Source organism: Paraburkholderia tropica (assembly GCF_900109265.1).
Taxonomy (GTDB): Bacteria; Pseudomonadota; Gammaproteobacteria; order Burkholderiales; family Burkholderiaceae; genus Paraburkholderia; species Paraburkholderia tropica.
In genome coordinates this window covers 14,297-38,621 of the sequence record NZ_FNZM01000026.1, presented here as the reverse complement: position 1 = coordinate 38,621, position 24,325 = coordinate 14,297, and the positions used below count along the sequence as shown (strand labels likewise).

Annotated in this window: 24 protein-coding genes and 2 pseudogenes; 13 read left to right on the top strand and 13 right to left on the bottom strand. The window is 62.4% G+C overall.

The features are described 5' to 3' along the window. Nucleotides 1–59: 59 nt before the first annotated feature. From ku to BMY06_RS33255, 4 genes and pseudogenes are all read left to right on the top strand, one after another. Nucleotides 60–629 (top strand): non-homologous end joining protein Ku, encoded by a 570-nt coding sequence (gene ku, locus BMY06_RS40695; protein WP_390970974.1) that lies wholly within the window; start codon nt 60–62, stop codon nt 627–629. Continuing rightward, entirely contained in the window at nt 611–1,009 is a 399-nt protein-coding gene (locus BMY06_RS40690; protein ID WP_390970972.1) for a hypothetical protein, read from the top strand. Before ku ends, BMY06_RS40690 begins: the two co-directional genes overlap by 19 nt. A gap of 10 nt (nt 1,010–1,019) precedes the next feature. Then, nucleotides 1,020–1,100: pseudogene (locus tag BMY06_RS40580) on the top strand (tetratricopeptide repeat protein); the annotation flags it as partial. A 99-nt stretch (nt 1,101–1,199) separates the two neighbouring features. Then, nucleotides 1,200–1,916: a tetratricopeptide repeat protein gene (locus tag BMY06_RS33255; RefSeq protein ID WP_313903835.1), complete on the top strand. Its 717-nt coding sequence runs from the start codon at nt 1,200–1,202 to the stop codon at nt 1,914–1,916. A gap of 38 nt (nt 1,917–1,954) precedes the next feature. Here the strand turns inward: BMY06_RS33255 and BMY06_RS33250 are convergent, their stop codons facing one another. The 4 genes from BMY06_RS33250 to BMY06_RS33235 form a co-directional block, all read right to left on the bottom strand. After that, nucleotides 1,955–2,221, bottom strand: a complete 267-nt coding sequence (locus tag BMY06_RS33250; RefSeq protein WP_074987249.1) for a hypothetical protein — start codon at nt 2,219–2,221, stop codon at nt 1,955–1,957. A 55-nt stretch (nt 2,222–2,276) separates the two neighbouring features. Then, the gene (locus tag BMY06_RS33245) at nt 2,277–2,672 is read right to left on the bottom strand and encodes a hypothetical protein (protein ID WP_124263277.1); all 396 of its coding nucleotides are present in this window, start codon (nt 2,670–2,672) and stop codon (nt 2,277–2,279) included. 383 nt (nt 2,673–3,055) lie between these two features. Next, the gene (ligD, locus tag BMY06_RS33240) at nt 3,056–5,653 is read right to left on the bottom strand and encodes a DNA ligase D (RefSeq protein ID WP_074987247.1); all 2,598 of its coding nucleotides are present in this window, start codon (nt 5,651–5,653) and stop codon (nt 3,056–3,058) included. Further along, complete coding sequence (locus BMY06_RS33235; RefSeq protein WP_074987246.1) at nt 5,604–5,810, bottom strand: hypothetical protein; 207 nt, start codon at nt 5,808–5,810, stop codon at nt 5,604–5,606. The genes ligD and BMY06_RS33235 overlap by 50 nt, the downstream gene beginning before the upstream one ends. Nucleotides 5,811–6,206: 396 nt before the next feature. On the opposite strand from BMY06_RS33235, the gene BMY06_RS33230 reads away from it, so the two are divergent. From BMY06_RS33230 to BMY06_RS33215, 4 genes and pseudogenes are all read left to right on the top strand, one after another. After that, nucleotides 6,207–6,449 (top strand): hypothetical protein, encoded by a 243-nt coding sequence (locus BMY06_RS33230; RefSeq protein ID WP_074987245.1) that lies wholly within the window; start codon nt 6,207–6,209, stop codon nt 6,447–6,449. A 355-nt stretch (nt 6,450–6,804) separates the two neighbouring features. Then, nucleotides 6,805–7,059 (top strand): DUF6723 family protein, encoded by a 255-nt coding sequence (locus tag BMY06_RS33225; RefSeq protein ID WP_074987244.1) that lies wholly within the window; start codon nt 6,805–6,807, stop codon nt 7,057–7,059. A 124-nt stretch (nt 7,060–7,183) separates the two neighbouring features. Further along, complete coding sequence (locus BMY06_RS33220) at nt 7,184–7,702, top strand: CinA family protein (protein ID WP_074987243.1); 519 nt, start codon at nt 7,184–7,186, stop codon at nt 7,700–7,702. 208 nt (nt 7,703–7,910) lie between these two features. Then, nucleotides 7,911–9,085 (top strand): annotated as a pseudogene (locus BMY06_RS33215) (zinc-dependent alcohol dehydrogenase). Between the two features lie 159 nt (nt 9,086–9,244). Here the strand turns inward: BMY06_RS33215 and BMY06_RS33210 are convergent. The 5 genes from BMY06_RS33210 to BMY06_RS33190 all read right to left on the bottom strand — a co-directional run bounded on the left by BMY06_RS33210 (nt 9,245) and on the right by BMY06_RS33190 (nt 14,661). Continuing rightward, nucleotides 9,245–10,513 carry a phosphatidylserine decarboxylase family protein gene (locus BMY06_RS33210; protein ID WP_074987242.1) on the bottom strand — a complete coding sequence of 423 codons (1,269 nt, stop codon included), beginning with the start codon at nt 10,511–10,513 and terminating at the stop codon, nt 9,245–9,247. A gap of 222 nt (nt 10,514–10,735) precedes the next feature. Then, nucleotides 10,736–11,281 carry a low affinity iron permease family protein gene (locus BMY06_RS33205; RefSeq protein WP_074987241.1) on the bottom strand — a complete coding sequence of 182 codons (546 nt, stop codon included), beginning with the start codon at nt 11,279–11,281 and terminating at the stop codon, nt 10,736–10,738. 339 nt (nt 11,282–11,620) lie between these two features. Next, nucleotides 11,621–12,538: a manganese catalase family protein gene (locus BMY06_RS33200; RefSeq protein ID WP_074987240.1), complete on the bottom strand. Its 918-nt coding sequence runs from the start codon at nt 12,536–12,538 to the stop codon at nt 11,621–11,623. A gap of 32 nt (nt 12,539–12,570) precedes the next feature. Then, nucleotides 12,571–13,071, bottom strand: coding sequence for a YciE/YciF ferroxidase family protein (locus tag BMY06_RS33195; RefSeq protein WP_065063441.1), 501 nt, complete (start codon nt 13,069–13,071; stop codon nt 12,571–12,573). 1,092 nt (nt 13,072–14,163) lie between these two features. After that, nucleotides 14,164–14,661, bottom strand: coding sequence for an NUDIX hydrolase (locus BMY06_RS33190; protein ID WP_074987239.1), 498 nt, complete (start codon nt 14,659–14,661; stop codon nt 14,164–14,166). 189 nt (nt 14,662–14,850) lie between these two features. Between BMY06_RS33190 and BMY06_RS39985 the strand changes: the two genes are divergently transcribed. After that, nucleotides 14,851–15,204, top strand: coding sequence for a hypothetical protein (locus BMY06_RS39985; RefSeq protein WP_074987238.1), 354 nt, complete (start codon nt 14,851–14,853; stop codon nt 15,202–15,204). Between the two features lie 365 nt (nt 15,205–15,569). Here BMY06_RS39985 and BMY06_RS33180 read toward each other — a convergent pair whose 3' ends face one another. From BMY06_RS33180 to BMY06_RS33170, 3 genes are all read right to left on the bottom strand, one after another. After that, entirely contained in the window at nt 15,570–15,728 is a 159-nt protein-coding gene (locus BMY06_RS33180; RefSeq protein ID WP_065063444.1) for a DUF1328 family protein, read from the bottom strand. A 285-nt stretch (nt 15,729–16,013) separates the two neighbouring features. Next, complete coding sequence (locus BMY06_RS33175) at nt 16,014–16,565, bottom strand: hemerythrin domain-containing protein (protein ID WP_074987237.1); 552 nt, start codon at nt 16,563–16,565, stop codon at nt 16,014–16,016. A 105-nt stretch (nt 16,566–16,670) separates the two neighbouring features. Beyond that, nucleotides 16,671–17,900 carry a zinc-dependent alcohol dehydrogenase gene (locus BMY06_RS33170; protein ID WP_065063446.1) on the bottom strand — a complete coding sequence of 410 codons (1,230 nt, stop codon included), beginning with the start codon at nt 17,898–17,900 and terminating at the stop codon, nt 16,671–16,673. A gap of 150 nt (nt 17,901–18,050) precedes the next feature. Between BMY06_RS33170 and BMY06_RS39185 the strand changes: the two genes are divergently transcribed. After that, nucleotides 18,051–18,275 carry a hypothetical protein gene (locus BMY06_RS39185; RefSeq protein WP_124263278.1) on the top strand — a complete coding sequence of 75 codons (225 nt, stop codon included), beginning with the start codon at nt 18,051–18,053 and terminating at the stop codon, nt 18,273–18,275. 3 nt (nt 18,276–18,278) lie between these two features. On the opposite strand, the gene BMY06_RS33165 is transcribed toward BMY06_RS39185, so the two are convergent. Next, the gene (locus BMY06_RS33165; RefSeq protein WP_074987236.1) at nt 18,279–20,987 is read right to left on the bottom strand and encodes an ATP-binding cassette domain-containing protein; all 2,709 of its coding nucleotides are present in this window, start codon (nt 20,985–20,987) and stop codon (nt 18,279–18,281) included. A 212-nt stretch (nt 20,988–21,199) separates the two neighbouring features. Between BMY06_RS33165 and BMY06_RS33160 the strand changes: the two genes are divergently transcribed. Genes BMY06_RS33160 through BMY06_RS33150 form a run of 3 tightly spaced genes read left to right on the top strand, consistent with a single transcriptional unit; the run spans nt 21,200 to nt 24,311 of the window. Continuing rightward, entirely contained in the window at nt 21,200–22,504 is a 1,305-nt protein-coding gene (locus BMY06_RS33160) for a glycosyltransferase family 4 protein (protein WP_080180105.1), read from the top strand. 11 nt (nt 22,505–22,515) lie between these two features. Continuing rightward, entirely contained in the window at nt 22,516–23,139 is a 624-nt protein-coding gene (locus BMY06_RS33155) for a D-glycero-alpha-D-manno-heptose-1,7-bisphosphate 7-phosphatase (RefSeq protein ID WP_074987235.1), read from the top strand. After that, a complete protein-coding gene (locus tag BMY06_RS33150; protein WP_074987234.1) occupies nt 23,136–24,311 on the top strand; it encodes a glycosyltransferase family 9 protein in 1,176 nt (391 codons plus the stop codon). Before BMY06_RS33155 ends, BMY06_RS33150 begins: the two co-directional genes overlap by 4 nt. Nucleotides 24,312–24,325 lie beyond the last annotated feature (14 nt).

The window sequence follows — 24,325 nt, the reverse complement described above, 5'->3', positions numbered from 1 at the left end:
TGCGCGGCGATCGCCAGTCGCGCCGTTCATGGAGCGCCACGCTCCGCAAGGAAATGGCCATGGCTACCGCCCGATCCATCGCCTCGCTCTCGTTGAGCTTCGGCCTCGTGTCGATTCCCGTTCGCCTCTACAGCGCGACGGAGAGTTCCGCGACAATCCGGTTCAACATGCTCGCGCCCGACGGTTCCCGGGTGGAGCAGCAATACGTATCCAAGAGCACCGGCAAGAAGGTTGAACGCTCCGAGATGAATAAGGGGTACGAATTCGAAAAAGGAAAATTCGTCGTTTTCACGGCAGACGAGTTGAAAGCGCTGGAAGAAAGTCCAAGCCATATCGTCGAGATTCTGGCCTTCGTGCCTGACAGAGCGGTCGATCCCATCTATTATGACAAGGCGTACTTCGTCGCCCCCGACAAGCGCGGCGCCAAGCCCTACAGCCTCCTTCAGCGCGCGCTGCTGGCCAGCGGCCGGTGTGCCCTCGCCAGCTGGAACAACAAGGGCAAGACGTACATGGTCCAGATCCGCGCGACAGACGACGGCCTCGTTTTCCAGCAGCTTTATGGGGGGCCGAAGTTCGCTCACTCAAGGACCTGGACATCGAACACGTTCCGGTGTCGGATGCGGAGCTAAAGCTCGCGCTACAGATTATCGCGCAGGGCGAATCCGAGACATACGATTCAGAACAGTACGAGAACGTAGAACAGAAACGGGTTCTCGCTGCAATCGACGCGAAAATCGAAGGCCAGCAAATCGTCGCGCCGACCGAAGAAACTGTGCCCTCCGGCGGCCAGGTCATCGACCTCATGGAAGCTTTGCGGGCGAGCCTCACGCGCGTCGGGAAGGCAAAGCCCGCGTCGGGCAAGGCCGCAAAATCAGCAGAAGTGGCGCAGCTTCCCGCAACGAAGCGCGCGCGCACCGTCAACGCGCAGAAGCCGCGCCGGCGGCCGCACCCGCCAAGCGAGCGCGGAAGTGACATGCCGCCCGGCGGTCGACGGGTACACAGCCCGTGAGCTTCAATCCATGTTGGGCGTATCACGGCGCACCCTGTCCAGTCTGATCGCGAGTGGACTCGTTGCCCCGGTGCGAGGCCACAGGAACGAACTCCGGTTCTCGTTTCGGGACATTGTGGTGTTGCGCACAGCCCTTAGATTGCGCACGTCAGAGGTTCCCCGACGGAGAATCCTGCGCGCCCTGGCTAACGTGAAGAAGAGCCTTTCCGACGAAACGCCATTATCAGGACTCCACATCAGTGCAGTCGGCGATACCATCGCCGTAAGGAGCAGCGAAACACAGTGGGATGCGAATTCCGGCCAGTTGCTGCTCGACTTCGGCGACAGCGTCACAAAAAACGCTGTAACGCCGCTGGAAGCGTCGCCCGCCCGGATTGAACAACGAGCAAGACTGGCTGCGGACTGGTACGCAAAGGCTGAGCGATTGCAAGAACGTGACCCCGCCGCAGCTGAACACGCGTACCGCCGGGTGATCGAACTATCACCGATGCCGCACTATCACGCGTACAACAACCTTGGGGCCATGCTCTCCCGCAGCGATAATCGCTGCTCTGATGCGTTGATCGTCTTCGAACAGGCCCTCAAGCATTTCAACGAAGCCGAACTGCTGCATTACAACCGCGCCGTACTGCTGGAACACGCGGGCAAACTTGACGAAGCCGCCCGGGGGTACATGCGCTGCCTGGAACTAAATCCGCACAGCGACGACGCCGCGTTCAGCCACGCATGCGTCCTCGAGCAGCTCGGCGACTACGATGGCGCCGCGCAGGCGTATGTGCAGTGCCTCCAGATCAACCCTTCGCATGGCGAGGCCTTGCGCCATCTGGACATGTTGATGGACAAGCTCCGCGGTGATTCACGGGCGCTCATCCGACACATGAGTGCGTGGCGTCGCTCCACGGTGTGACCCGTCGGTCCGGTGTACGGCGGCCGCGTCCTGCAAACTCAAGGAAGCGGATAGTCATCCGGTTTAACCTTCAGGCGGCGCTTGATCTCAGGGTGATAGATCGAGAGGATTCCGAGCGCGCCTGCGCCGATGCGGGCGGCAACTTTCCCAGTGAGCTCACCGCCTGGGATCGATGCAATCGGCCAGGGCGCGACCAGCGCGTTCTCACGCAGCGCGGCAAGGTCCGCGTCGTTAAGGGAGCACATTTCGAACTGCTGCAGATCTTCGTTGAACGTCAGGACAAACGACTTCGATGGCGCGACCATGACTAGAAACCTCGACACTGGTTGTAGGTTTTGAAGGCGTTCTGCTTGCAGGAGATTAACGTGTACAGATCGCCGGCCGGTGCATGTTACATTCGTCCAGATTGCGTTCGTACTCAGCATGGCAGTCCGCCTCCTGCTGTTCACTCACGCCCCGCGCCGCGGTATCAGTGCCCGCCCCCGCCGTGACATCTCCATATTCAAATGCCTGAGCGCCGGAAAGAGGCGCGGAGCCGCTTCCCGATGAAGCCGTCGAGCTGGACTCCGCGCCGCCCACCCCCGCGAGTGCCGCCGCGCTCAACGCCGCAGCCTCGTCGCTCGTGAATGACATCGACATGTCTGTTCGCGACGCGATCAACTTCGGACGTTGATTGCATTGGCACAAGCACAGATCGTCACTCAACAGTGCCTGCTTGCCGTGAATCGTATGTTTCCGATAAAGCTGAACGGGCACACCGACGCCAACGCTGCTGCAGGCGGGACTCTGGATTTTCGAACCCTCCACCGCCAACGGTTGGCCGCCAAACCCGGTCGCAGTTAGCTCGCCTGGCGAGTTCGCGAGCGCTGTGGTGGCCTACGTTGCTGTTGCGCTTGCGGTCGCGAAATGGTCGCCCGTAAGGCCGAGTGTTCGCGTCCTGATCGTGGCTGTGGCAGTCGGCGCCGCCGCTGGTTGGCTACTGACTGCGATAGTGAATGGCTTCGAACATAGCAGTGCACTCTCATGTAGGCGAGAACAGCGCCGCACATTGGCTATCTGAATTTTCGGAGGGCGAAAATTGGACGCCTTCGATGCGAGAGGAGAACACTCGCGATCGCGTGACCACAGAATCGAGTCGCTCACTTCAGCAGTTTGGTCGCCACGGTCAACGTTTGAGCCGTAGACCAGTAGTCGGACCACGGGTCCGCTGACTGGAAGCTCAGGTACTCGCGTGCTGTCTGGACTCCCCACTGCGCGCCGGATTTCAACTCGAGTAACTGTTCCCACGACACCGGCATGGAAACACCCACACCCGGGCGCGCGCGCGCGGAGAACGCCGCGGCTGTGGTCTGGCCTTTACCGTTGCGCAGGTAGTCCACGTAGACCTTTTTGATACGGTTTGACGGACCCGACGTTGCGGAGAACCGCTCCGGTATGGTCTTCGCGAGGTGGCGGACGAATGCCTGCGAAAACGCCTTGACCGCCTCATAGCCCAGTCGCGGCTTCAACGGCACGACGACGTGGAGCCCCTTGCCGCCACTGGTCTTCAGCCAGGCTTTGAGCTCGAGTTCTTCGAGTAATGTGCGCACCAGCAGCGTCGCCTCCTGAACATGCGCCCAGGTCACGCCCGCACCCGGATCAAGATCGAAGATCACCCGGTCCGGGCGATCAATGCGGCCGATCATGGAGTTCCACGTATGGAATTCGATCGCATTCATCTGGGCGGCCGAAATCAACGCTTCGGCCGTGTCGACCGACAGGAGCGGTGGATGGTCCGGCCACAATGCGCGGTCGTGGATCGTCAGCCCGGGCATGCCCGTTCGCTCGGCGTGTTTCTGGAAAAACAGATCGCCGCCGATACCCGCCGGGGCGCGAACCAGTGCTACGGGTCTATTGGCAAGGTGCGGCAACATGCGTTCGGCCACGCTCGCGTAGTAGCGCACAAGGTCTGCTTTCGTGATATTGGCCGACGAATCAACGACACGCTCGGGATGCGTTATCTTCAGCGCCAGCGGCGGCTCAGAGGCGCTTGTTTTTCCGCCCTCGCGCGCAACTGTCGTCGCTGCCTTATCGAGTCGGAGACCCTTGAACGAGGCCTGCCGCACAACGCCGTCTGCCGTCCACTCCGCAAACTCTATCTCCGCGACGAGCTGCGGCTTGACCCATCGTTCGCCACCGGCCGCTCGCCGCGACCAACGCCGCGATCCGGTCGCTGCGACGTCATAGGGCGATTCGCGCGTTTCAAGCGGAGCGAGGCGCTCCAAAAGATCGCGCGCGGTCCTCGCGCTCCAGCCCGTACCGACGCTGCCGGCGCCGACGAGCTTCGCACCATCATCGTAGTAGCCGAGCAGCAGGCTCCCGATCTCGCGGTCCTTCCCACCCTGCGTCGTGAACCCGCAGATCACCAGCTCCTGTCGCAGTCGCGCTTTCGCTTTCAGCCAGGTTTGGGTCCGCCCGGATTCGTAGTGCGCATCGCGCCTCTTGAGCATCAGGCCTTCGATGCCAAGACTCGCCGCCGCCTCGAACATCGCGGCGGCGGGCGCGTCAAACGCCTCGCTAAAACGCAGATGCTCGCCCGCGCTTCCGAGCAGTTGCGAAAGCCGCGCGCGCCGCGCCCACAGCGGCACCCTTCGCAGGTCCTCGCCGTTGACGTACATGAGGTCGAAAAGGAAATAGACGATGTCACCGCTCGCTCGCGCATCCATCGCGTTTTGCAGTGCGGAGAAATCCGGTAGACCAGCCGTCAGCATCACGATCTCGCCGTCGAGCCACGCCGTCGATACCTCCAGCGCCTCCAGTTCACCGACCAGCGTGGGAAATTTCGCCGCCCAGTTGTGGCCGCTGCGTGTGAAAAGGCAAACCTCGCCCTCTTCGATGCGTGCAAGCAGTCGGTAACCGTCGAGCTTCGTTTCGGTGATCCAGTCACCGCCGACCGGCAACGAAGGGGCCAGCGTTGCGAGTTGGGGCTCGATCTTTGCGGGCAACGGCGCGAGCACCGCGGCAGAGAGATCAGGCACCACCGGCGTTTCCGCGCGGGGTGGTGCAACCTTCGGCTCACGCTCCTCTATCAGGCCCAGGGGATGTGTAACGACGCTATCGGGCAGCGCCTTGAGCACGTCGTACTCGGACAGTGGTCTGGCCCATTCATCGCGCTTCTTGAACAGCATCCACCGGTCCTGTCTCTCGCCTGGCTTCGAGATCCGCACGAGTTCCCAGAGACCCGCGAGCTTCTCGCCATGAAGGCGGAAAACGAGCTTGCCCGCAGTTATTCCATCGACGGGATCGCCTACGGGGTCCCATGTGCCTCTGTCCCACACGATGACATCGCCAGCACCATACTGTTTCGCCGGTATGGTCCCCTCAAAGCTTGCGTAGTCGAGGGGGTGGTCCTCGACATGCACGGCCATGCGCTTCGCTTTCGGGTCGTAGCAAGGCCCCTTCGGGACTGCCCACGACAGGAGGACGCCACCCGCCTCAAGCCTGAAATCGTAATGCAGGCGACTTGCCCAGTGCTTCTGGATGACGAACGAAGGGTCAACCTTTCCGTGACGCTCCGGCAACGCCCGGACGGCTGGCTCAGGCGTTATCCCAAAATTTCGCTTGGCATCGTATCTTTCGAGCGGGCCCGGGTCGCCGGGCGAGTCTGCGGCGGATGCTGAAGACCTGTGCCTACGGCCCGCGACCACGTCAATCTCCCGACCCGAGCTCGGAGTGTTTGTGCGAGTGCGTCGCTGCATGCAGCAGTTCGTAATGCGCGCCTTTGCCGCTACGCGTCGGCGGAAAATGTTCACCTTCGACGCATGTCACCTCGAAGGCGGCATTCCCACCCTCGCGAACTACTTTATAAATTCCGGATGTCTTCACGACTTCGCCGGGGCGGTGCTGTTCAGTCATGGCTCTCTCCCGAGTGAACGTTGCGGACTTCAGACGACGCAAAAGCTATGCCGCCAACCCACGGGTGGGTACCGAACTGAACCGTTCGAAGCGACGTCGGGCGAGGGGACATGATGCCGACGCCTCCTCAGCAATGCCCCGCCGCTCGCCCAAGCCTGGGAAGGCCGGCGAAAGCCCAGCGTGCTCCGACTCCAATGAACACGAAGCTTGCATCGTTCAACGTGATTCCGGCGACGCGGTGTCAGATAGCGGAACCGGAGACAGCGCGCATGCGAATGTGTAGCAACGCCGCGGATGCCATTGTCGGCAACCGCGGCCCAACGCTCACGGCCCCGTGTCCAACGGGCCTTAGAAAAAGCTTTTCGGGCGGAAGTGCGACGCGGAGGAACGTGTGCCATGCCGAGGAACGACCGCGCGTGGGAAGAGCTGAGCGGAATCGAGCGCGAGATTGACCACTGCCGTCGGCTCGTCACCGAGCACGCGAGGCGGATGGATATCGCTGGATTCCGCTCCGAAGAATCCCGGAAACTGCACGACAACCTGTTGACGAGTCTGAAGGCGCTTATCGAACTCCGCCTGATCGTTGTCAAGGAAGTCGAGGAATCTGAAAGCGGGCGCGCAGACTACTTTCGGCGATAAACCGCTTCTGCCTCGCTTCGTTCTGACGACTCCGTCCGGCAGCCTGGCCCGGAAACAGCGAGAACGCCGCTACTCATTTTCTACCTCCTCGCTGTTGCTCGATGTGCGCTCGCGCCGCCGGATGGCCAAGGGACACATGGGGTCTCGCGACATCCAGCCCTTGCCGGCAGCCACGCGGCGAATAAGAACACGACAGACACAGGCGCCGCGGGCGATGTCCGTAACGGATGATTTCTGGACGCTCCGCAAGGCCGCCTAAACCCCTCCACAGGCATTTGCGATGCGCAAACGATCCGATGAGACCCCTATCGCGAGACCGATGTGTTGTTCTTTAGCCCCCGATGAGCCCCATACCATGCCAAAGCCCGTTAGTGCCCTCGATGTCTTCGATATTGGCGACTACGAAGTCGTTTGCCGCCCGCGTGTCAGCATTCTCGGTAACTATGCGGCCGACCTCAGGATCCGACGCAAGACCGACAGGAAACTGATTTACCCCCACGACGGATGTCGTGTACCGGGATTATTCGACGCGCCAAAAGATGCGCGCGTGGCAGCGCTCGAACTTGCCCACGAGGTGATCCGTCTGGACATCGAATACCCCGAAACATGAAGGTTTTGCACGCATCCAACCATTCGCACCAGTAAAGCGCGTCTGCACGATGCTGCGCCCTCCCGTGTGCGAGTCCTTGAGTTGCTGTGCAGCAGAGAAGTCTGCAAGCGCTATGGAGCCAACAATGAACACTCCCGCCGATGTCGTGACCTTCCTGACGTTGTCTCACCGGTCGCTCGCGACAGCGGAATCGTGTACGAGTGGACTGATCGCCTCGACGCTTGCGGCCGTGCCTGGCAGCGGCGCGTGTCTGGACGTGGGATTCGTTGCCTATTCGCCCTCGGGGAAGGCGGGATTCCTCGGCGTGCGGCCAGCAACGATTTATCAGTACGGGCTGACGAGCGAGGAAGTGGCGCGCGAAATGGCTGAGGGCGCACTGGCTTGTGCCGGCTGTAGCGCCGATGTCGCCGTGTCGAACACGGGCGTGGCTGACGCGCGCGGCAATGGCGGCGTGCCGCCCGGAACGCAGTGCTTCGCCTGGTCGTGGAAGACCGGCAACGGCGAAATCCGAACGTGCAGCGAAACTGTGCGCATTGCCGGTGATCGCGACGAGGTGCGGCAAGCTGCGGCGCTTTACGCGTTGTCGCGGCTGCCCGATTATCTTACCGCGGAGCTGCCTGATGCTCGGGTTCACCAGCCATGAAAGGCAGCGCGAGCGCGGTCTGCTGGCGCAGATCGTCAAACCTTGGGACCGATGCATAGAGGTCCCGCTCAGACAGCCGGCTACGCTGAAATGCGAACGCTCGCCGGGGAAGAAGGAAACGGTGGCCGTGCAGCGCGCGGTCAGCCCGCAGGTGTTTCCATGGGGAAGCGCCGATACGTGTTAGCGACGATGGCAAGGAGAAACTGCAATGCGAGCATTACGATGGCATGGCAAGCACGACGTGCGCTGCGACACCGTCCCCGATCCGGTAATCGAGGACGGCCGCGACGCGATCATAAAGGTGACGAGCTGCGCAATATGCGGATCGGACCTGCATCTTTACGACGGGTTCATGCCGACGATGGAGCATGGCGATATTCTCGGCCATGAGTTCATGGGTGAAGTCGTGGAGGTCGGGCGTGATAACCGTGCGCTGAAAGTGGGTGAGCGCGTAGTTGTGCCTTTCACGATTGTTTGCGGCGAATGCGATCAATGTAAGCGTGGCAACTTTTCCGTATGCGAACGCACCAACCGCAATCACGAAAAAGCCGAAAAGGTATTCGGTCACACCACTGCGGGCCTGTTCGGCTATTCGCACCTCACAGGCGGATATCCTGGAGGCCAGGCCGAATATGTGAGAGTGCCATGCCCTGGGCCGACCACACACACGTGAAGGTCCCCGACTCCCTGACCGACGAGCAGGCTTTATTTCTGGGCGATATCTTTCCGACCGGCTGGCAAGCCGCTGTTCAATGTGAAATTGAACCCACGGATACTGTCGCGATCTGGGGTGCTGGCCCCGTGGGCCAGATGGCGTTGCGAAGCGCGGTGATCCTCGGTGCAAGGCAGGTGGTGGTCATCGATCTCGTGCCAGAGCGTCTGGCCATGGCGCGGGCTGGCGGCGCAATCACGATTGATTTCGGAAACGAGAGTGTCGTGGAGCGACTCAAGGACATCACCGGCGGCAAGGGCCCGGAAAAATGCATCGATGCAGTGGGTCTCGAAGCGCACGTTGGGCATTCGTTTGACTCGGTCTACGACCGCGTCAAGCAGGCGGTCATGCTGGAAACCGATCGACCCCACGTTTTGCGCGAAATGATTTATGTCTGCCGCCCTGCGGGAACGTTGTCTATTCCGGGCGTCTACGGCGGTCTGCTCGACAAGATCCCCTTTGGCGCGGCGATGAATAAGGGGCTGACGTTCCGTATGGGGCAGACGCACGTGAACCGGTGGACCGACGACCTCTTGCGACGAGTTCTGGACGGACAGATTGACCCGTCTTTCGTGATTACGCATTCGGTCTCGCTCGAGGAGGGACCGGCGATGTACAAGACGTTCAGGGACAAGGAGGATGGCTGCATCAAGGTTGTCATGAAGCCCTGACTGGCTCATCACGAAAATGATACCTCTCTCATTGGCCTTCCCCCGCTTCCCCGTTGACCGGTACAAACGGTACACGGGGCAGGTCTCGGCGCATCCGCCGCCGGCCTGCCCCTTGCCGGCCCGTTCACGGCCACGGATGCGACGCGAGTCGCGACTGCATCACCGAGACTCCGCGTTGGCTCGGTGCAGATGACTTTTGCAATAGGCAAGCGCCGCGTTGACCTTTAGCGGCGGCACGTCGTCGTGCCACGGCGGCCGCGGCACAAACCGGTCAATCACGTCAGCGCGGAAAATCATGCAGTATGTACTGCCGCCATACTGGAACCATCCAAGTTCGTCTCCTTTGCGCACGTCGTCTCCTGGCCGCACGCACACCTGGCAGGAAGACACCTCCGCCATACCCACAAAGACACATGCGACTTTTCCAATCGCGGGGTTGTCGCTTTCAATGACAATAATGGCGCGCGCCGCCACTGCGGTGGTATAGCCCTGCGAGTCATTTAATCCGCCAGGGTCAGCGCCTTGCGCCTCGGCATCCGAGAAATAAGTTCCATCAACGTTGTAGGCTTCACTCACCCGGCCGTCCACCGGGGCATGCCAGCGATGATAGTTGAATGCGCTTAGGTAACCCTGATAGACGGTGCCACCTACAAAGGTCCTCGCAAGCGCCTCATCGCTCGACGTGAGCATTTCCTTTAACGAGTAAGGCTGCGACTTGATCCAGAACCGGTCAACGAGTCTGACGTTCTCGCGCACATCGAACGGCGATGCTTCGCAGGCGTTCACGATAACCGCCGGGTCGTCCCGTCCTTCGACAGGCCGGGCGCCGGGCCGGAGATGACGCGTGAAGAACGCGTTCCAGGAATCGAAGCCCCAATACGGGCGGGCACGATCATGAACATAGTCGTCCATACCCAGCTTGTCGAGCGCAGCCGGACTGAACCAGCCGCCAGTTTCAGTCGTGAGCCATACCCGGGATCGCGGTCCGCTAAGAAACGCGCACCAGGTATTCAGGACGCGCCTCAGCTGCGCGTTGAAAACGGAGTCCCGAAACACCGCATATCCCGACGGCATACACATGGGCCAATCGAGCACGGTATTCAGTGGGGTAGCGACCGGTGCGTCCTCGTCGAACGGCGGGCTGAACGTCGTGAGGTAGTCGATGATCACTAGCAACTCTTCGATGTTGCAATAGCCAAGCCGCTTTCCCATTCCCAGCGCTTCCTCGATCGCGCGCGAAAGGTTCATTCGCAGCACCGGATCGCGATCTATCAGCTTGCCCAGATCCTGCACAACACTCGACAAAGCCGTATGCTTTGCTCGCTGTTGTGCCTTGGCTGCTATCTCCGCGCGGAACGCTGCGCTCTTGTCTTCCGCTCCGGGCATCCAGTTTCCAAGGCGCCTCCGGGAATCGTTTTCGCTTTGCATATCGTTCCTCCACGTCTGATGGCCCTTCCAACGACCACGAACCGCTCTGCAGTCAGGCCGAAGTGGCCCCCCAACGGTGACAAAAGGTAGCAATCGCTATTCCGCCCCGCGGGTGACTGCGTACAAGACAGGATGCCCGCGGCGAAAAAAAGCCGGCTCCGCCGCCGGCAAAATCGCACTTCTCGGGGATGAAGCGCGACGGGAAAGAGTGAGAAGCGCGCGTCATGTCTTGGTCATATTCGGTCCGTGTCCGCAATGCTGTTGCGCACATGCCGCTTCCTGCCGCACCTCGCCCTGTCCCGTGGCTTGCGCGCGCCGCGACGCGTTTTCTGCAAGCTTGAGGTAGGCGTCGGCCACCCGTCGCAGGTCCTGCTCGGACGCGTCCTCGATGCCGATCAGCGTGTTGCTCGCCGCCTTATCCGCCGCGAGCAACTCATTGAGTTTGAGATGCACAGCCACACTGTCCTTGTTCTGGCTCTGCTGGATAAGAAAAACCATGAGGAACGTGATGATGGTCGTGCCGGTGTTGATCACGAGCTGCCACGCGTCGGAGTAGTGGAACAGCGGCCCCGTGATGATCCAGATGACCACGCTCAGCAACGCCAAGCAAAAGGCCAGGGGTGAACCTGCCCACCGCGTCACGGCGGCGGCGAACCGGTCAAAGGCGCGGCCGAGAGGATTGCGCGCAGCATAGGCCGGACTTGCCGAGTCCGGAACTGTCTCTAGCCTGTCGAGCGGCGCACTTTTTTTGCCCTCATGTTCGTTCATTTCGCTCCTCGCGTCTCGCGTGCTTCCTCTTAAGAAGCAAATGGCGTTCCACGCACTGTGAACGAAAAAAAGCTCGCTACATCGCGGGCTAAATTCGCGAGGAAGGTATAAGATCCCAGCGCCCCCCAACGTGCGAAATCCCGCAGAGCTTTGCTCCGGAGACTCCGCACCCACGTCTTTCAGGCGCGACACAGTGCATCAGCGTTTGGCGTCGTCTCTACCGCCGGCCGACCGGGATACGAACTTAGTGACCGTGTCCAGCAGATGATCCAGCAGCCGATTCGCCATCGCCACCTCCTGCGGAAGGATCAGTTCACAGACTCGCCGCGCCTGGCGCAGTCATGGCGACTCCTGGTCAGGTTGTATCTGCGTCCCGGCCGGCAGGTCGGCCGCGCCTTCACTCTCGCCCAGTTCCGCACCGGTCGGCGGATCGATGTCCGGCCGCGATACGAGGCGTGTCGCCATGGCCGCCAGCGCGGCCTGCTCGGTAGCGTTGAGGTTGACCTGTGCGTTTCCGTCCCCTCCGTCGACGGCGGGCTCGCCGGTCTGGATCTCCAGGCCGCGCCCGCTGTTCCACGGCGCCGGAACGACGTCGAGCCCGTGCGACATCTTGTAGTAGATGTTTGCGAACTGAGGCACCGGCGGCATCTTGCCGGGAGGGAAGTTGTTCCGTATCGCATACAGCGCCTTTTCGAACGACTTCTGGTGAGCCACTTCCCGTGTCATGAGAAAGCCCAGTGCCTCGCGCACGCCCGCATCGTCCGTGACATTGATCAGGCGCTCGTAGACGATTTTCGCCCGCGCTTCTGCTGCGATGTTCGACCGAAGATCTGCCGTCGGCTCACCGATCGTGTCGATGTAGCCAGCGCTCCAGGGCACACCCGCCGAGTTGACGAGCGGCGGCCCGCCGCCATAGAGCACCTGCGTGACGTGGCTGTCGTTGCCCGCACCGTTCAACTTCCGGTAAAGTTCGGCCTGCTCGTCGACAGCCTCTGCCAGTTCGCCCTTCGCGCCCTTGTTGAGCATCGCGACGAGAGACCCGATGATTTCGAGGTGGCTCAGCTCCTCCGTCGCAATATCGAACAGCATGTCCTTTCGCCCGGGATCTTCCTCGCCGACGGCCTGTATGAAATAACGCATCGCCGCGGCAAGCTCACCCTGTGGGCCACCGAACTGCTCGAGTAGCAGGTTGGCAAGACCGGGGTTGGTGACGTCGACGCGCGCGGTATATTGCAACCGCTTGTTGTGCATGAACATGTGACTCTCCTTTTGATTAAGAGTGCATAACATCAGGCTTGCTTGCCAGCCTTCGCATTACCAGCAGCTTCCGCGAAGTGTGTGAGCTTGAGGTCAGTCGCCTTCTCTTCCTCAAGCGTTTCCTTCAAAAACTTCACGGCCTCGGTATGTCCGAGCTGTTTGCCGATCGCGCATAGGCTCCCGTACGCAGCGATTTCATAGTGCTCGACTTTCTGCGCGGCGGCGACGAGTCCCGCGTCAAGCACGGGCCCTTTCTCGATCTCGTCGATGAGTTCGGCGGCCTCCTCGATGAGCCCTTCCATCGCGACACATTTCATGCGCTTCAGGCGAATACCCGTTGCTTCGACCACCTTGTCAATGCGCTCCACCTGGCCCTGGGTTTCCTCCAGATGTGTTTTGAATGCCTCCGCGAGCGCGGCGTCACTCGCGGTGCGCGATAGCTTTCCCAGCGCTCGTGTGAGCTGCTTTTCGGCGCTATAGATGTCCGAAAGCATATGAACGAAAAGGTCGTCAATCGTCTTGCGCTGGCTCATGGCACACCTCCGAAGTTAGTGCCCGCAAAATCCGCAACGTCTGTACCTAGATCCTCCGGAACGCGACCAAAAAAAACGACCGCCGGATATCGGCGGCCGCAATGCTCACTTCTGTTAAGAAGCGTCCCCCAAGGACAAGAGACATCTGAACGATAGAGCATATTGAGCGATTCGCTCCGTACGGATGTTGCGGGTTTCGGACGGACGCATCTGTTACGCGTGGAAGCGCTTTGTGCTCGCAATGCCCGAATGAACGAGATCGTGCGCGATGGCCTGCGCAATGGCTCGAGTGCAAAGCGCGCCATGGCACGCGCTAACGCGTGTGCTGTGGCACACCACCGTTGCAAAGTAGCCCGCAGGCAAGTGCCCAATGACGATGTTCCAGTAAGTATGATCCATTGTCTGGGCCGATGGCCACCTTGACGGGATGTTCGATCACCACCTCCGCCAGACGCGTCCGGTTGCGCGCCGTGACCAGAGCCTTGGTACGGACCTATCCGAAACCTGCTGTGATCTGCGTCGGGCGTAAGAGCGACAACGCCATCTGCGAATCTGTGTGTCTGTCGTTCGTGCTGGATGCCCTCGTCCGGAAAGTGACCAGATGCAGAGAAGGCTTCGCTATGGTGCCGAAACAGACGGCACTGAGCGCGACGTATGTCGTGGTGTTGCACGGCCACGTCGCTGTTCAACGTTTTGCCTTTCTGTGAGGACTTGATTCGTTCCGTCCGGGCCCAGCATGAACCTCTGGACGCGTTGAGTAATGGCCTCGCAGCAGAACGTGCGGCACTGAATTCACGTTTCACCGCATCACTCTGCCGAATACGTGATTGGACTTCGACCTGCGCAAACTGCAGGCCCGCGTGGTCACCCCTTCGGAACACTGAAGATAAGCTCGAAAGGCGAGGACTGATGCGTGGCTTTCCTCGTCAGTGACTCGCGGCTGTGGGTGAGCTGCTCGCCGCTGAATCCGCATTCGCAGGGCCGCCCGCTTTATCAGCGGGTTTGCATCCGACGCAGAAGGCAACAACGACGATCATGAGCAGACGGGCTAAATGCCCGCTTTGGCGTAGCAAATTCATAAACCTCTCCTGATTATCTCAGCAAGCGAACACGCAAATGGAAGCGTTGCCTTCCGCCTACGGGCGCTGCACGGCTTGCCCGCTTCCTAGGCGAGCGCCCCTCAGGGGGCGACACGACCCGCTTGCGCGTGGAGGGGCACGGCGGGCGGCTTGGCGGTCCCACCAGCGGCGCGACGATTTCCCTTGTCGGCACGCTCGCTGCAAACCGGCCAATTTCATCGGGGCGTATCCAGCAGCATCGAACGATCTCGTTGGCAGGTCTGGCCTGGAAGTCGTCTCCCAGCACAGAAAGGAAAACATGATGACGTTTGTTCAATCCAACGAATTGAAACACGTACTGAACATTGGAAACGACAAGCGAAGTTTCTTCGAGAAGTTCACGGAGGGCGGCGTCTCCAGGAGCCTCTTTTCGCCGAATGGCGCCTCCCGGCAGCGCCCAGCGCGAACGTCCCCGGTCCACGAGAAGAATTTTTCCATGCCGACAGCACAGGATAGTCGCTCGTTCTTTCACGATGTTAAAACCCGCATTAAACGCGGCACCGAAGCCGCCTGCAACTTGACTCGGTCTACCGTGCCCTGTAAGCCGCAATGCGCGAGCCCGCGCGACGCGCAAGGGAGGCGGCCGTGACTGTCGGGATAGTTCGACACCGAAGCGGCTTCTGTTGCTTCGCCCCTCGCTGTTCGCTCGCGATGCCCCCCCATGCGTCGCGACCAACGCGCGGGTGACCGACAGACCGATGCCCAGGCCGGCCGTGGCGATACCGGCCGCACCTTCCTGCTCGAACAGGGAAACATCGTCCGAATCGAATCAGGTTTCATACCGATCCCGTTGGCTTCGACCTCAAGCACAACTGCCTCATCTCGCACGCTCATGCGCAGCTGGATGTGGCCACCTTTCTATGCGGGCACTGCACTAGCCATCCTCGGTGGGAGCGCCATCACTTTCTTTCTTCTAGACCCGGTCAAAGCGCTGTATTGGAGTGCGGCGATAAACGGACTCGCAGCGCTGCCCATCATGGTAGTCGTCACGTTGATGGGTGGCATTGTGCGGTGATGGGAAAGTATAAGGTCGCCGGTCTCCTGAAAGGCTGGAGAATGGATAGCGACCGGCTTCATGGCGCTTGCCGCCATTGGGATGTTCGTCGCCCTTAGATCGAGCTTTTTCACAAGCCTTTCGCTTACCGGGAACTGGTCGGTCCTGCCGCTCGTTATTCGTCAGGCCGGCAGCGCGCCAGCCCGACGTCTTTGCCGCGCGCCAGCAGCGGCGGCGGATTGATTGGGAGGAGGCCGACCGCGTGATACGAGTCAAGACACAACGGAAACGATCTGTTCTGGAGTTCGAAATTGGCCCAAATCCAGTAGAGCGTCGCGGTACACTGCCGGTCTCAAACGTCGGCAAGGGCATGCACCTCCGCACAGCTAGCGGCGCCGACCAAAGAAGAGGCTGGCGATAAAGAGCACAGCAAAAACGAAGAACAAGATCTTCGCGATTCCTGCAGCACCCGCTGCAATCCCGCCAAAACCAAAAATCGCCGCGATAATGGCAATAATAAAGAAGACGACTGCGTAGTAAAGCATGCACACCTCCACGGGTAGATACTGCGAAGGCAGTTCGCAATTTCCAGACCCGCTGGCCTGAATCGCGTTCTTCGTCGTCGGAAGAAGTAAGGAATCAAGAAGCACAAGCTGAATTTCAATGCCCAAACGGACTGGTTGCGACCAAAAAAAGGCGGCCGCCGGAAGCTGGCAGGCCGCGTATGAGATGCCATTCGGGAAGCATGTCCCCCGTGGAGGAGGGACGTTTCCAGCATAGGTCGAACAGCTCAATAAACAACGTACGGATCGGAACACTTGCGGACAGTATCAATGCAGGCTCATTGTGTTGTCGCCCGCGTCCTTCGGCACGCGCGAATTCAACGCATCCTTGCGACGCTGCAGCTTCTTTCCGAGTTCAGCCAGATCGACACCGGATTGCTTGAGCTTCGGGAAAAGCTCGGATTCCTCTTCCTCGATATGATGCGAAACCATTTCGCTCAGCACCTTGAACGCCGCATCGAAACCGGGCTCTCCCGCTTTCAGCGTGACGAACTTCTCGATCAGCACCTTCACGAGAAAATGCTCGATATACGCTTCCTCGACGTCGGGCCTGTCGTCCTCGTCGAGCGCCTCTTTGGCCGCCGGATAAAGCAACTCCTCTTCGATCACCGCGTGAACCGTGAGTTCTTCGCACGCACGCCGGACGAAAGTCGCCCTGGCGTCGAGTTCATCCTTCGCCGTCTTTTCAAATAACTCAAAGATGTGCTTCACCGCCTGATGGTCGCGTTTTAAAAGACTGATGGCATCGGGCGCGTCGGCGGCCGCCGTGTGGCGAGGCGTGGCGGTATCCGGGGTACGGCTCGGTGTGACGCGAGGCATGATTTTCTCCTTAAGATCGTGGGGTGACGGCCCCAGCGCAATCCGTGGACCCGACTACGCCCTGAGCCACGATCCCGCCGACTTGCCTCGCGCCCATTGGAGACGTCACGGCTCAAGCTTTACCTTGATCCAGCCAGGTTCTCGCGTGTCGAACGCACGATAGGCATCGAGCACATGCGTGAGCGGTTCACGTTGCGTCAAGATGGCGAGCGGATCAAAGCCGCCTTCACGCACCAGCCCGACCAGTTTGGGAATCAACGTGCGATGGTTGCAATTGCCCATTTTCACGGTGAGATTGCGATTCATCGCCTCTCCGATCGGAAAAACCCGATCGTTCGGTGGATAAACGCCGATGATGCCGATCGTGCCCGCCTTCGCCACGGTCTTCACCGCCCAGCGAAGGACCTGTGAAGGACCGTCGCCTGGTTTCCACAGGCGTCCCTCCCCGGCCTTCCCTTGCGTGATTTCTTCGACTTCCTGGGCGAATTGCTGCTTTTCTTCCGCGTCCCCGGCGTGGTCGCCGGCTTTGTCCTCGGCTTTGTCTCCGGAAGGCGCGCGTTGCGCATCCACGCCCACCGCGTCGATGACTCGATCCGCGCCAATCCCGCGCGTCAGCTCGAGCAGCACTTCGACCGGATCTTCCTCGGAGAAATTGATCGTTTCAGCGCCGAGCGCGCGCGCCATATCGAGCCGCGACGGCTCGTGATCGACGGAAAAAATACGGCCCGCGCCCATCAGTCTCGCGCTGGCGATCGCGAACAGTCCGACCGGCCCCGCGCCATACACCACGACGGTATTGCCGTCCCGCACCTCGGCCAGTTGAGCGCCGAAATAGCCGGTCGGAAAAATATCGGAGAGCAGGATCGCGCGGTCGTCGTCGATGTCGTCGGGGAGCGCAACGAGGCTCGCGTTCGCGCGCGACGTGCGCGCGTACTGCGCCTGCAAGCCGTTGAAAGGGCCGGTGCTTTCGGGGCCGCCATAGAACGCCGTGCCCGCCTGCGCGCCGTGCGGGTTGGCGGCGTCGCACTGCGCCGTGTAGCCGGCGCGGCAGTACGAACACGCGCCACAGGAAATCGTCGACGGGATCACCACGCGAGCGCCCCGGCGCAGGTTGCGGACGTCGCCGCCGACGTCCTCGACAATGCCCACACCCTCGTGACCGAGCACGGTGCCGGGCTTCATGCCGCCGAGCGTGCCGCGGATCATATGCAGATCGGTGCCGCATATCGCGCTGGAGGTGATGCGCACGATCGCGTCGTCGGCGCGTTCGAGCGTCGGGTCGGGAACGGTGTCGAGACGGATATCGCCTATGTCATGGAAAACGACCGCTTTCATGGTGGACTCCTCAGTGGACCAGTTCATAGTGCAGTGGTGTCCAACAGCGCATTGCCCGTGCCGAGCAAGCCATCGCTTTGCATGATCCGAACCTATACTTCACATGTCACAGCATGACCTACCGAAACCTTGCTCGATGAGGGAGGACCGATGTCAGAAAGAGTCATTAGAAAAGGCTCGGGCTGTTATCGGATCAGCGCAATTCGAACCGCACGCGGCGGCTGGTGCATGCGCGTCGAGAGCGAAAGCCGCACAACCCTCCGCGACTACGCGCCCGTGACGATCGACATTGAGTTCGACTCCGAAGAGAACGTTTTCGAACATGCCGAAAGCATTGTCACGGAGATTGAGAATCGTCGCGCGCGCCCCGGATGAGGCTCACCGACCGGTGAACGATTCGCCCGCCTGGCGGCGCGTGACCTCGCGGCCGGTCGCCGAACCGATCGCCCTCAGCAAGGCCGGCACCGCAACCGGTTTGGCAAGCCGCGCGATGAACAGGCCCTGTTCTCCAGGCGCTTGTTCAAGACGCGCCGTTTGCCCGGTCAACGCAATGACCGCGAGCGGGCGCGCTGGCGGATCGCTCTGCGCACGCATCTCGCGCTCGAGGTCACGCAAACCGGCGACCACGCGCGCGCCATCCTCCCCGTCCTCCAGTTGCAGATCGCAGAGCAGCACATCCGGCCAGCGCTCGCGAGGCGTCGCGCGTAGCGCCGCGAGCCACTGCGCGCCACTCGCCTGCGCCTCCACCGACGCACCGTGCAGCGAGAGAACCGCTTCCAGCGCATTGCGGGTCTCCTCCTCGTCGTCCAGCACGGCGACCCTCAGGCTTGCCAGTTCGCGCGCATCCTTCAACGTGCCTTCACCGGTCTCCGGCAAAAGCACGTGGAGCGGCAACGAAACCGCATAACACACGCAGCTTCCCTCGGGATCGAGTGCGAGACTGGCCGCCGCCTTGCCGAGCAGCGCCTCGATCCGGGCGAGTCCATCGTCGTCGAGCGGTGCGGGACGCTCGCCGCCGGCGACACTCAGCGCAACGCGATTGCCTTCGCGCCGCGTCCGCAGTCTCACGGCGGGCGCAGACGCCCGCGCTCGCGAGGGCGCGTGCGCCAGCTCATTGGTGACCAGTGACATCACGGCCTGCGCCAGCGCGTCGGGATCCGCACTGCTGACCCATAACCCTGGCTCCGACTGCGTTTCGACGCTCGCAACCGCCTCCGCGCCCTCTGCTTCACGCACATGCGCCACCACGCGCGCCAGTAACGCCGCCACCTCCACGGGCGTGTTCACGAGCTGCCGCTCCGCGTGCTGCAGATCGTCCTGTCGCCATTGCATCGCCCACATCTTCGCGTAGACACCATCGCGCGCAATCAGCGCGTCGTGCCGCCCGCGCTCGACGATGCGTCCGTGCTCCATCACCAGGATCAGGTCGGCGTCCACGATCGTCGACAGCCGATGCGCGATCACGAGCGTCGTGCGTCCGCGCGCGAGCCCTTTCAGTTCGCGTTGAATGGCCCGCTCCGAGCGCGTGTCGAGCGCGGACGTCGCTTCATCGAACACCATGATGCGGGGATTCCTCAGGATCGCGCGCGCAATCGCAATGCGTTGCCGTTCGCCGCCGGAAAGCCGCACGCCGCGCTCGCCCACCCGCGTGTCGTAGTGATCGGGCAGACGCTCGATCAGATCGTCGAGCTGGGCGGCGCGGGCCGCTCGCACCACTTCGGCGCGCGTCGCCGCGGGCTGTCCGTAGGCGATGTTGTACGCGATCGTGTCGTTGAAAAGCACCGTATCTTGCGGCACGATGCCGATTGCCTCGCGCAGCGTAGCCTGACGCAGATGCGCAATGTCCTGGCCGTCGATCGCGATCGTGCCTTGCTTCGGTTGATAGAAGCGAAACAACAACCGGATCAGCGTCGATTTTCCGGACCCGCTGCCGCCGACCACGGCCACGGTCTGCCCCGGTGCCGCGACGAAGTCGATATCGTGCAGCACGGCTCGCGCGGCATCGTAACCGAATTCGACATGACGGAACGCCACTTCGCCTTCGTGTAGAACAAGCGCACGCGCGCCGGGCACATCCTCGTCCTCGCCAGGTGTGCCGCGCGCCGCCAAGATGCCGAACAGGCGCTCGACATCAGTCAGCGCATCGTTGGTCTCGCGAAACACGAAGCCGAGCGTATTGAGCGGCGCGCACACCTGAATGATGTAAGCGTTGACCAGAATGAGGTCGCCGATCGTCATCGCGCCACTCAGGACGCTCTGCACCGCGATCAGCATTACTGCCGCGATGCCGCCGGCCACCACGGCACTCTGCCCGACATGGAGCGTGGTGAGCGCGCGCTGGTTCGCCGTGCGCGCGAGCACCCATTCATCCAGTACGGCGCGTAGCCGCGCGACCTCGTGCCGGTCGGTCGAGAAATATTTGACTGTATCGTGATTGAGCAGGCTGTCCACGAGCCGCCCGTCCGCCTGCGCTTCCAGCGCATTCACCGCGCGCTGGAAGACGAGACGCCTGCGCGTGAAGATCGCGGTATAGACCGCATAGCACGCAAACGTCGCGACGATGGCGAGCACGAATGCGTCGTCGTAATGCGACGCGACGATCGCCACGACAAGTCCCATTTCGAACAGCGTCGGAAGCACGGAGAACAGCGCCGTGCCGAGCAGAAAGCCCAGGCCGTCCGCGCCCTTTTGCACATCGCGCACGATCGCGCCGGTTTCCCGCTGCGCGTGAAAGCGCGCCCCCAGCCGATGTAATTGCGCGAACGTGCGTTCGCGAAGTGTCGCCACTGCCCGCTGCACGACGACGCTGAACGCCACGTCGCGCGCCTCGCCGAGCGCATCGGACATAAAACGCAACAGCGCGTAGGCAAGCGCCAGCAACACCGGCACCATCGCGAGCGTGTGCGCGTGGCCGAGTCCATCGATCAAATGCTTGAGCGCAATCGGCACCGACACCGCGCTCAGCCGAGCCAGAATCATTAGCGAGGCTGCGGCCGCCGTCGCCGTGCGATGACGCCAGAGCACCTCTCCCAGCGTGCGCAGGATGAGCATGCGAACAGCGCGCCGGGTCGGTGACGGTTTGTGCATCGTGACGGTTCCTCACGCAGTGGCTCCGAAATCCCATCGTCGCCGCGGCGCGCAATTGGCGCGCCCACGCCCACCCTTCGCAAGCGCGCCATTGCGCGCTCCAACGGCACGCCAAATGCGCTGGATCGTTGCACCCGGTGCAACGGTCACCGGGTTTTCAATCACGTGTCGAACCGCCCGCCTCGGGCCATTTATTCTCGCGAGGACTTCAAATGAAAATCGCACTCGTCAGTGAACATGCGTCACCACTCGCGTTAGCCGGGGGCGTCGACACAGGCGGACAGAACATCTACGTCGCGCACGTCGCCCGACAATTGCAGCGCGCCGGTCACGAAGTCGATGTCTTCACGCGGCGCGACCGCGCACTGTTGCCGCCCATCTCCGACATGGACGGCGTGCGCGTGATCCACGTGCCAGCCGGTCCGCCGATGCAACTGCCCAAGGAACAACTCCTGCCGCATATGGCGGAGTTCGCGCGCTTTCTCGAGCGCTTCTGCAGCCGTGAAACCCGGCCCTACGACATCATTCACGCGAACTTCTTCATGTCGGGGCTCGCTGCGCTCGCAGTCAAGGACGCGTTGCGCGTGCCGCTCGTAATGACGTTTCATGCGCTCGGGCGCGTGCGCCGTCTGCATCAAGGCGACAGCGACGGCTTTCCCGACGAGCGCTTCGCGATCGAAGACGAAATCGTGCGCCGCGCCGATTGCATCGTGGCGGAATGCCCCGCCGACGAAGCCGACCTGATCGAGCACTATCGCGCCGACCCCGCGCGCATTGCCATGGTCGCGTGCGGCTTCGATCCGGCGGAATTTTCTCCGGTCCCGCGCGCGGCGGCGCGCCGTTCGCTCGGTTGGAACGCCGATGAATTTTGCGTGCTGCAACTGGGTCGTCTCGTGCAACGCAAGGGCATCGACAACGTCGTGCGCGCCGTTGCCGTGCTCGGCGCAAGGCACGGCGTCAAGGCGCGGCTTCATGTTGTCGGCGGCGACTCGGAGACGCCCAACGAATTCGCCACACCCGAGATCGCGCGCCTGCGTGGCGTCGCGCACCGATGCGGGATCGAGGACCGGGTGAGCTTCGTGGGGCGGCGCGACCGCGCACAATTGCGCGACTTCTATAGCGCCTCGGACGTCTTCGTGACCACCCCGTGGTACGAGCCCTTCGGCATCACGCCCATCGAGGCGATGGCGTGCGCCACGCCTGTCATCGGCGCGGATGTCGGCGGCATTCGTCATTCGGTCCGGCACGGAGAAACGGGATGGCTCGTGCCGCCACGCGATCCAGACGCGCTCGCCGAACGCCTGCTCGCCGTTCACGCCGACCCTGCGCGTGCGCGCGCCATGGGCGAAGCGGGACGTACGCGCGCGCAGACGTATTTCACGTGGCGCCAGATCGGACTCGAACTCGAGGCGCTCTACGAGCAGCTCGCGGGCACGGGCGCGCGCGCCGCACGGGGTACGCGGCCGGACAACCGCGATGCGCAAGAGCAGGGCCGCGCGTTGCGTGCGTTCGGATGAGGAGCGCCGCCATGCCGACGGCTTCATCCGGCACCGACGCGGTCTTCCTGGACAAGGACGGGACCGTGCTCGAAAACGTGCCCTATAACACCGATCCCGCGCAAATGCGCTTCGCGCCGGGCGCAGCCAGCGCGCTCGCGTTGCTCGCCCGCACCCCGCTGCGGCTTGTCGTGGTGAGCAACCAGAGCGGCGTCGCGCTCGGGCGCTTTGCGCACAGTGCGCTCAGGGGCGTGGAAACGCGCCTTACGCGCATGTTCGCCGCCTGCGGCGCGACCCTCGACGCCGTCTATTGGTGCCCGCACGACGAACGCGGCCACGTCGCGCCCTATGCCCGCGCGTGCCTTTGCAGAAAGCCGCAGCCCGGCATGCTGCTCCGCGCGAGCCGCGAACACGGCTTCGATCTCGAACGTAGCTGGATGGTCGGCGATATTCTGGACGACGTGGAAGCGGGCAACCGCGCGGGCTGCCGCGCCCTGCTCATCGACTGCGGCCACGAAACCGAGTGGCAGAGCGCGCCGGCGCGACTGCCCTATGCGATCGTTTCGGACCTGCACGAAGCGGCGCGGATGATCGTCGAACACCACGTCTGGGAGCATGGTCACCGGCCCGACGCGAAGACGCAGGTGCAGCCATGAACGGCACTCCTTTCGCCATTGCGCCGAGTGAAGCTCACGCGCGCTCGCCCAGACCCCGGCCGCCGGGCGTGCCGTGGGGCGCGGAGGTCAGGCGCATCCTCTGCGTCCGTCCCGACAATCTCGGCGATGTGCTGATGACCACGCCCGCCCTGCACGCCTTGCGTGGGAGCGCGCCGCGTCGGCATATCACGCTGCTCGCGTCGTCGGCGGGCGCCGCCATCGCACAACATCTACCCGACGTCGACGAGGTGATTACTTATGACGCGCCTTGGGTCGATGCGTCTCGCACACCCGATGCGCAACGCGAAGCCGACTTGCTCGCACGACTGCGCGCCGGCCATTTCGACGCCGCGGCAATCTTCACGGTCTACAGCCAGAATCCGCTGCCTGCCGCCATGCTTTGCCTGCAGGCCGGAATCGAGCGACGTCTCGCCCACTGTCGCGAGAATCCGTATGCCCTGCTCACGCACTGGCTGCCCGAGCGCGAGCCGCACGCCGAACTGCGTCACGAAGTCGAGCGTCAACTGGCGCTCGTGGGCAGCGTGGGCGCCACTGTCACCGACAGGCGCATGCGCGTGAACGTCGATCCCGCCGCGCGCGTGTCGCTGGCCGACAAGTTGCGCATGCGCGGCGTCGATCCCGACGGACAGTGGATCGTTGCTCATGCGGGCGCGAGTGCTGCGTCGCGGCGCTATCCGGCCGCGCTGTTTGCCGAAGCGCTCGACACGCTTTCGACCACGGCGGGCCGCCCCATTCTGCTGACCGGCAGCGTGGCGGAGAGCGCCTTGACGCGCGACGTCATGCGTTTTTCGCGCGCGCCAACTTCGTGCACCCGACTGGTCGATCTCGCGGGCGCGCTCGCGTTGGGCGAACTCGTTGCGCTGCTCGACACGGCATCGCTGCTGATCGCGGGCAATAGCGGACCGGTGCATCTGGCCGCCGCGCTCGGCACGCCGGTCGTCGATCTCTACGCGCTCACGAACCCGCAACATACGCCGTGGATGACGCCGCACCGTTTGCTCTATCGCGACGTCGCCTGCCGCTGGTGTTATCGCGGCGACTGCCCCGAAGGCCATCACGCGTGTCTGCGCGGCGTGTCGCCCGACGAGGTCGCGCGCGCCGCCCAGGCGCTGCTCGAGGCGCATTCGCCGACACCATCGAACGCTGACTGAATTCCGCACTCAGG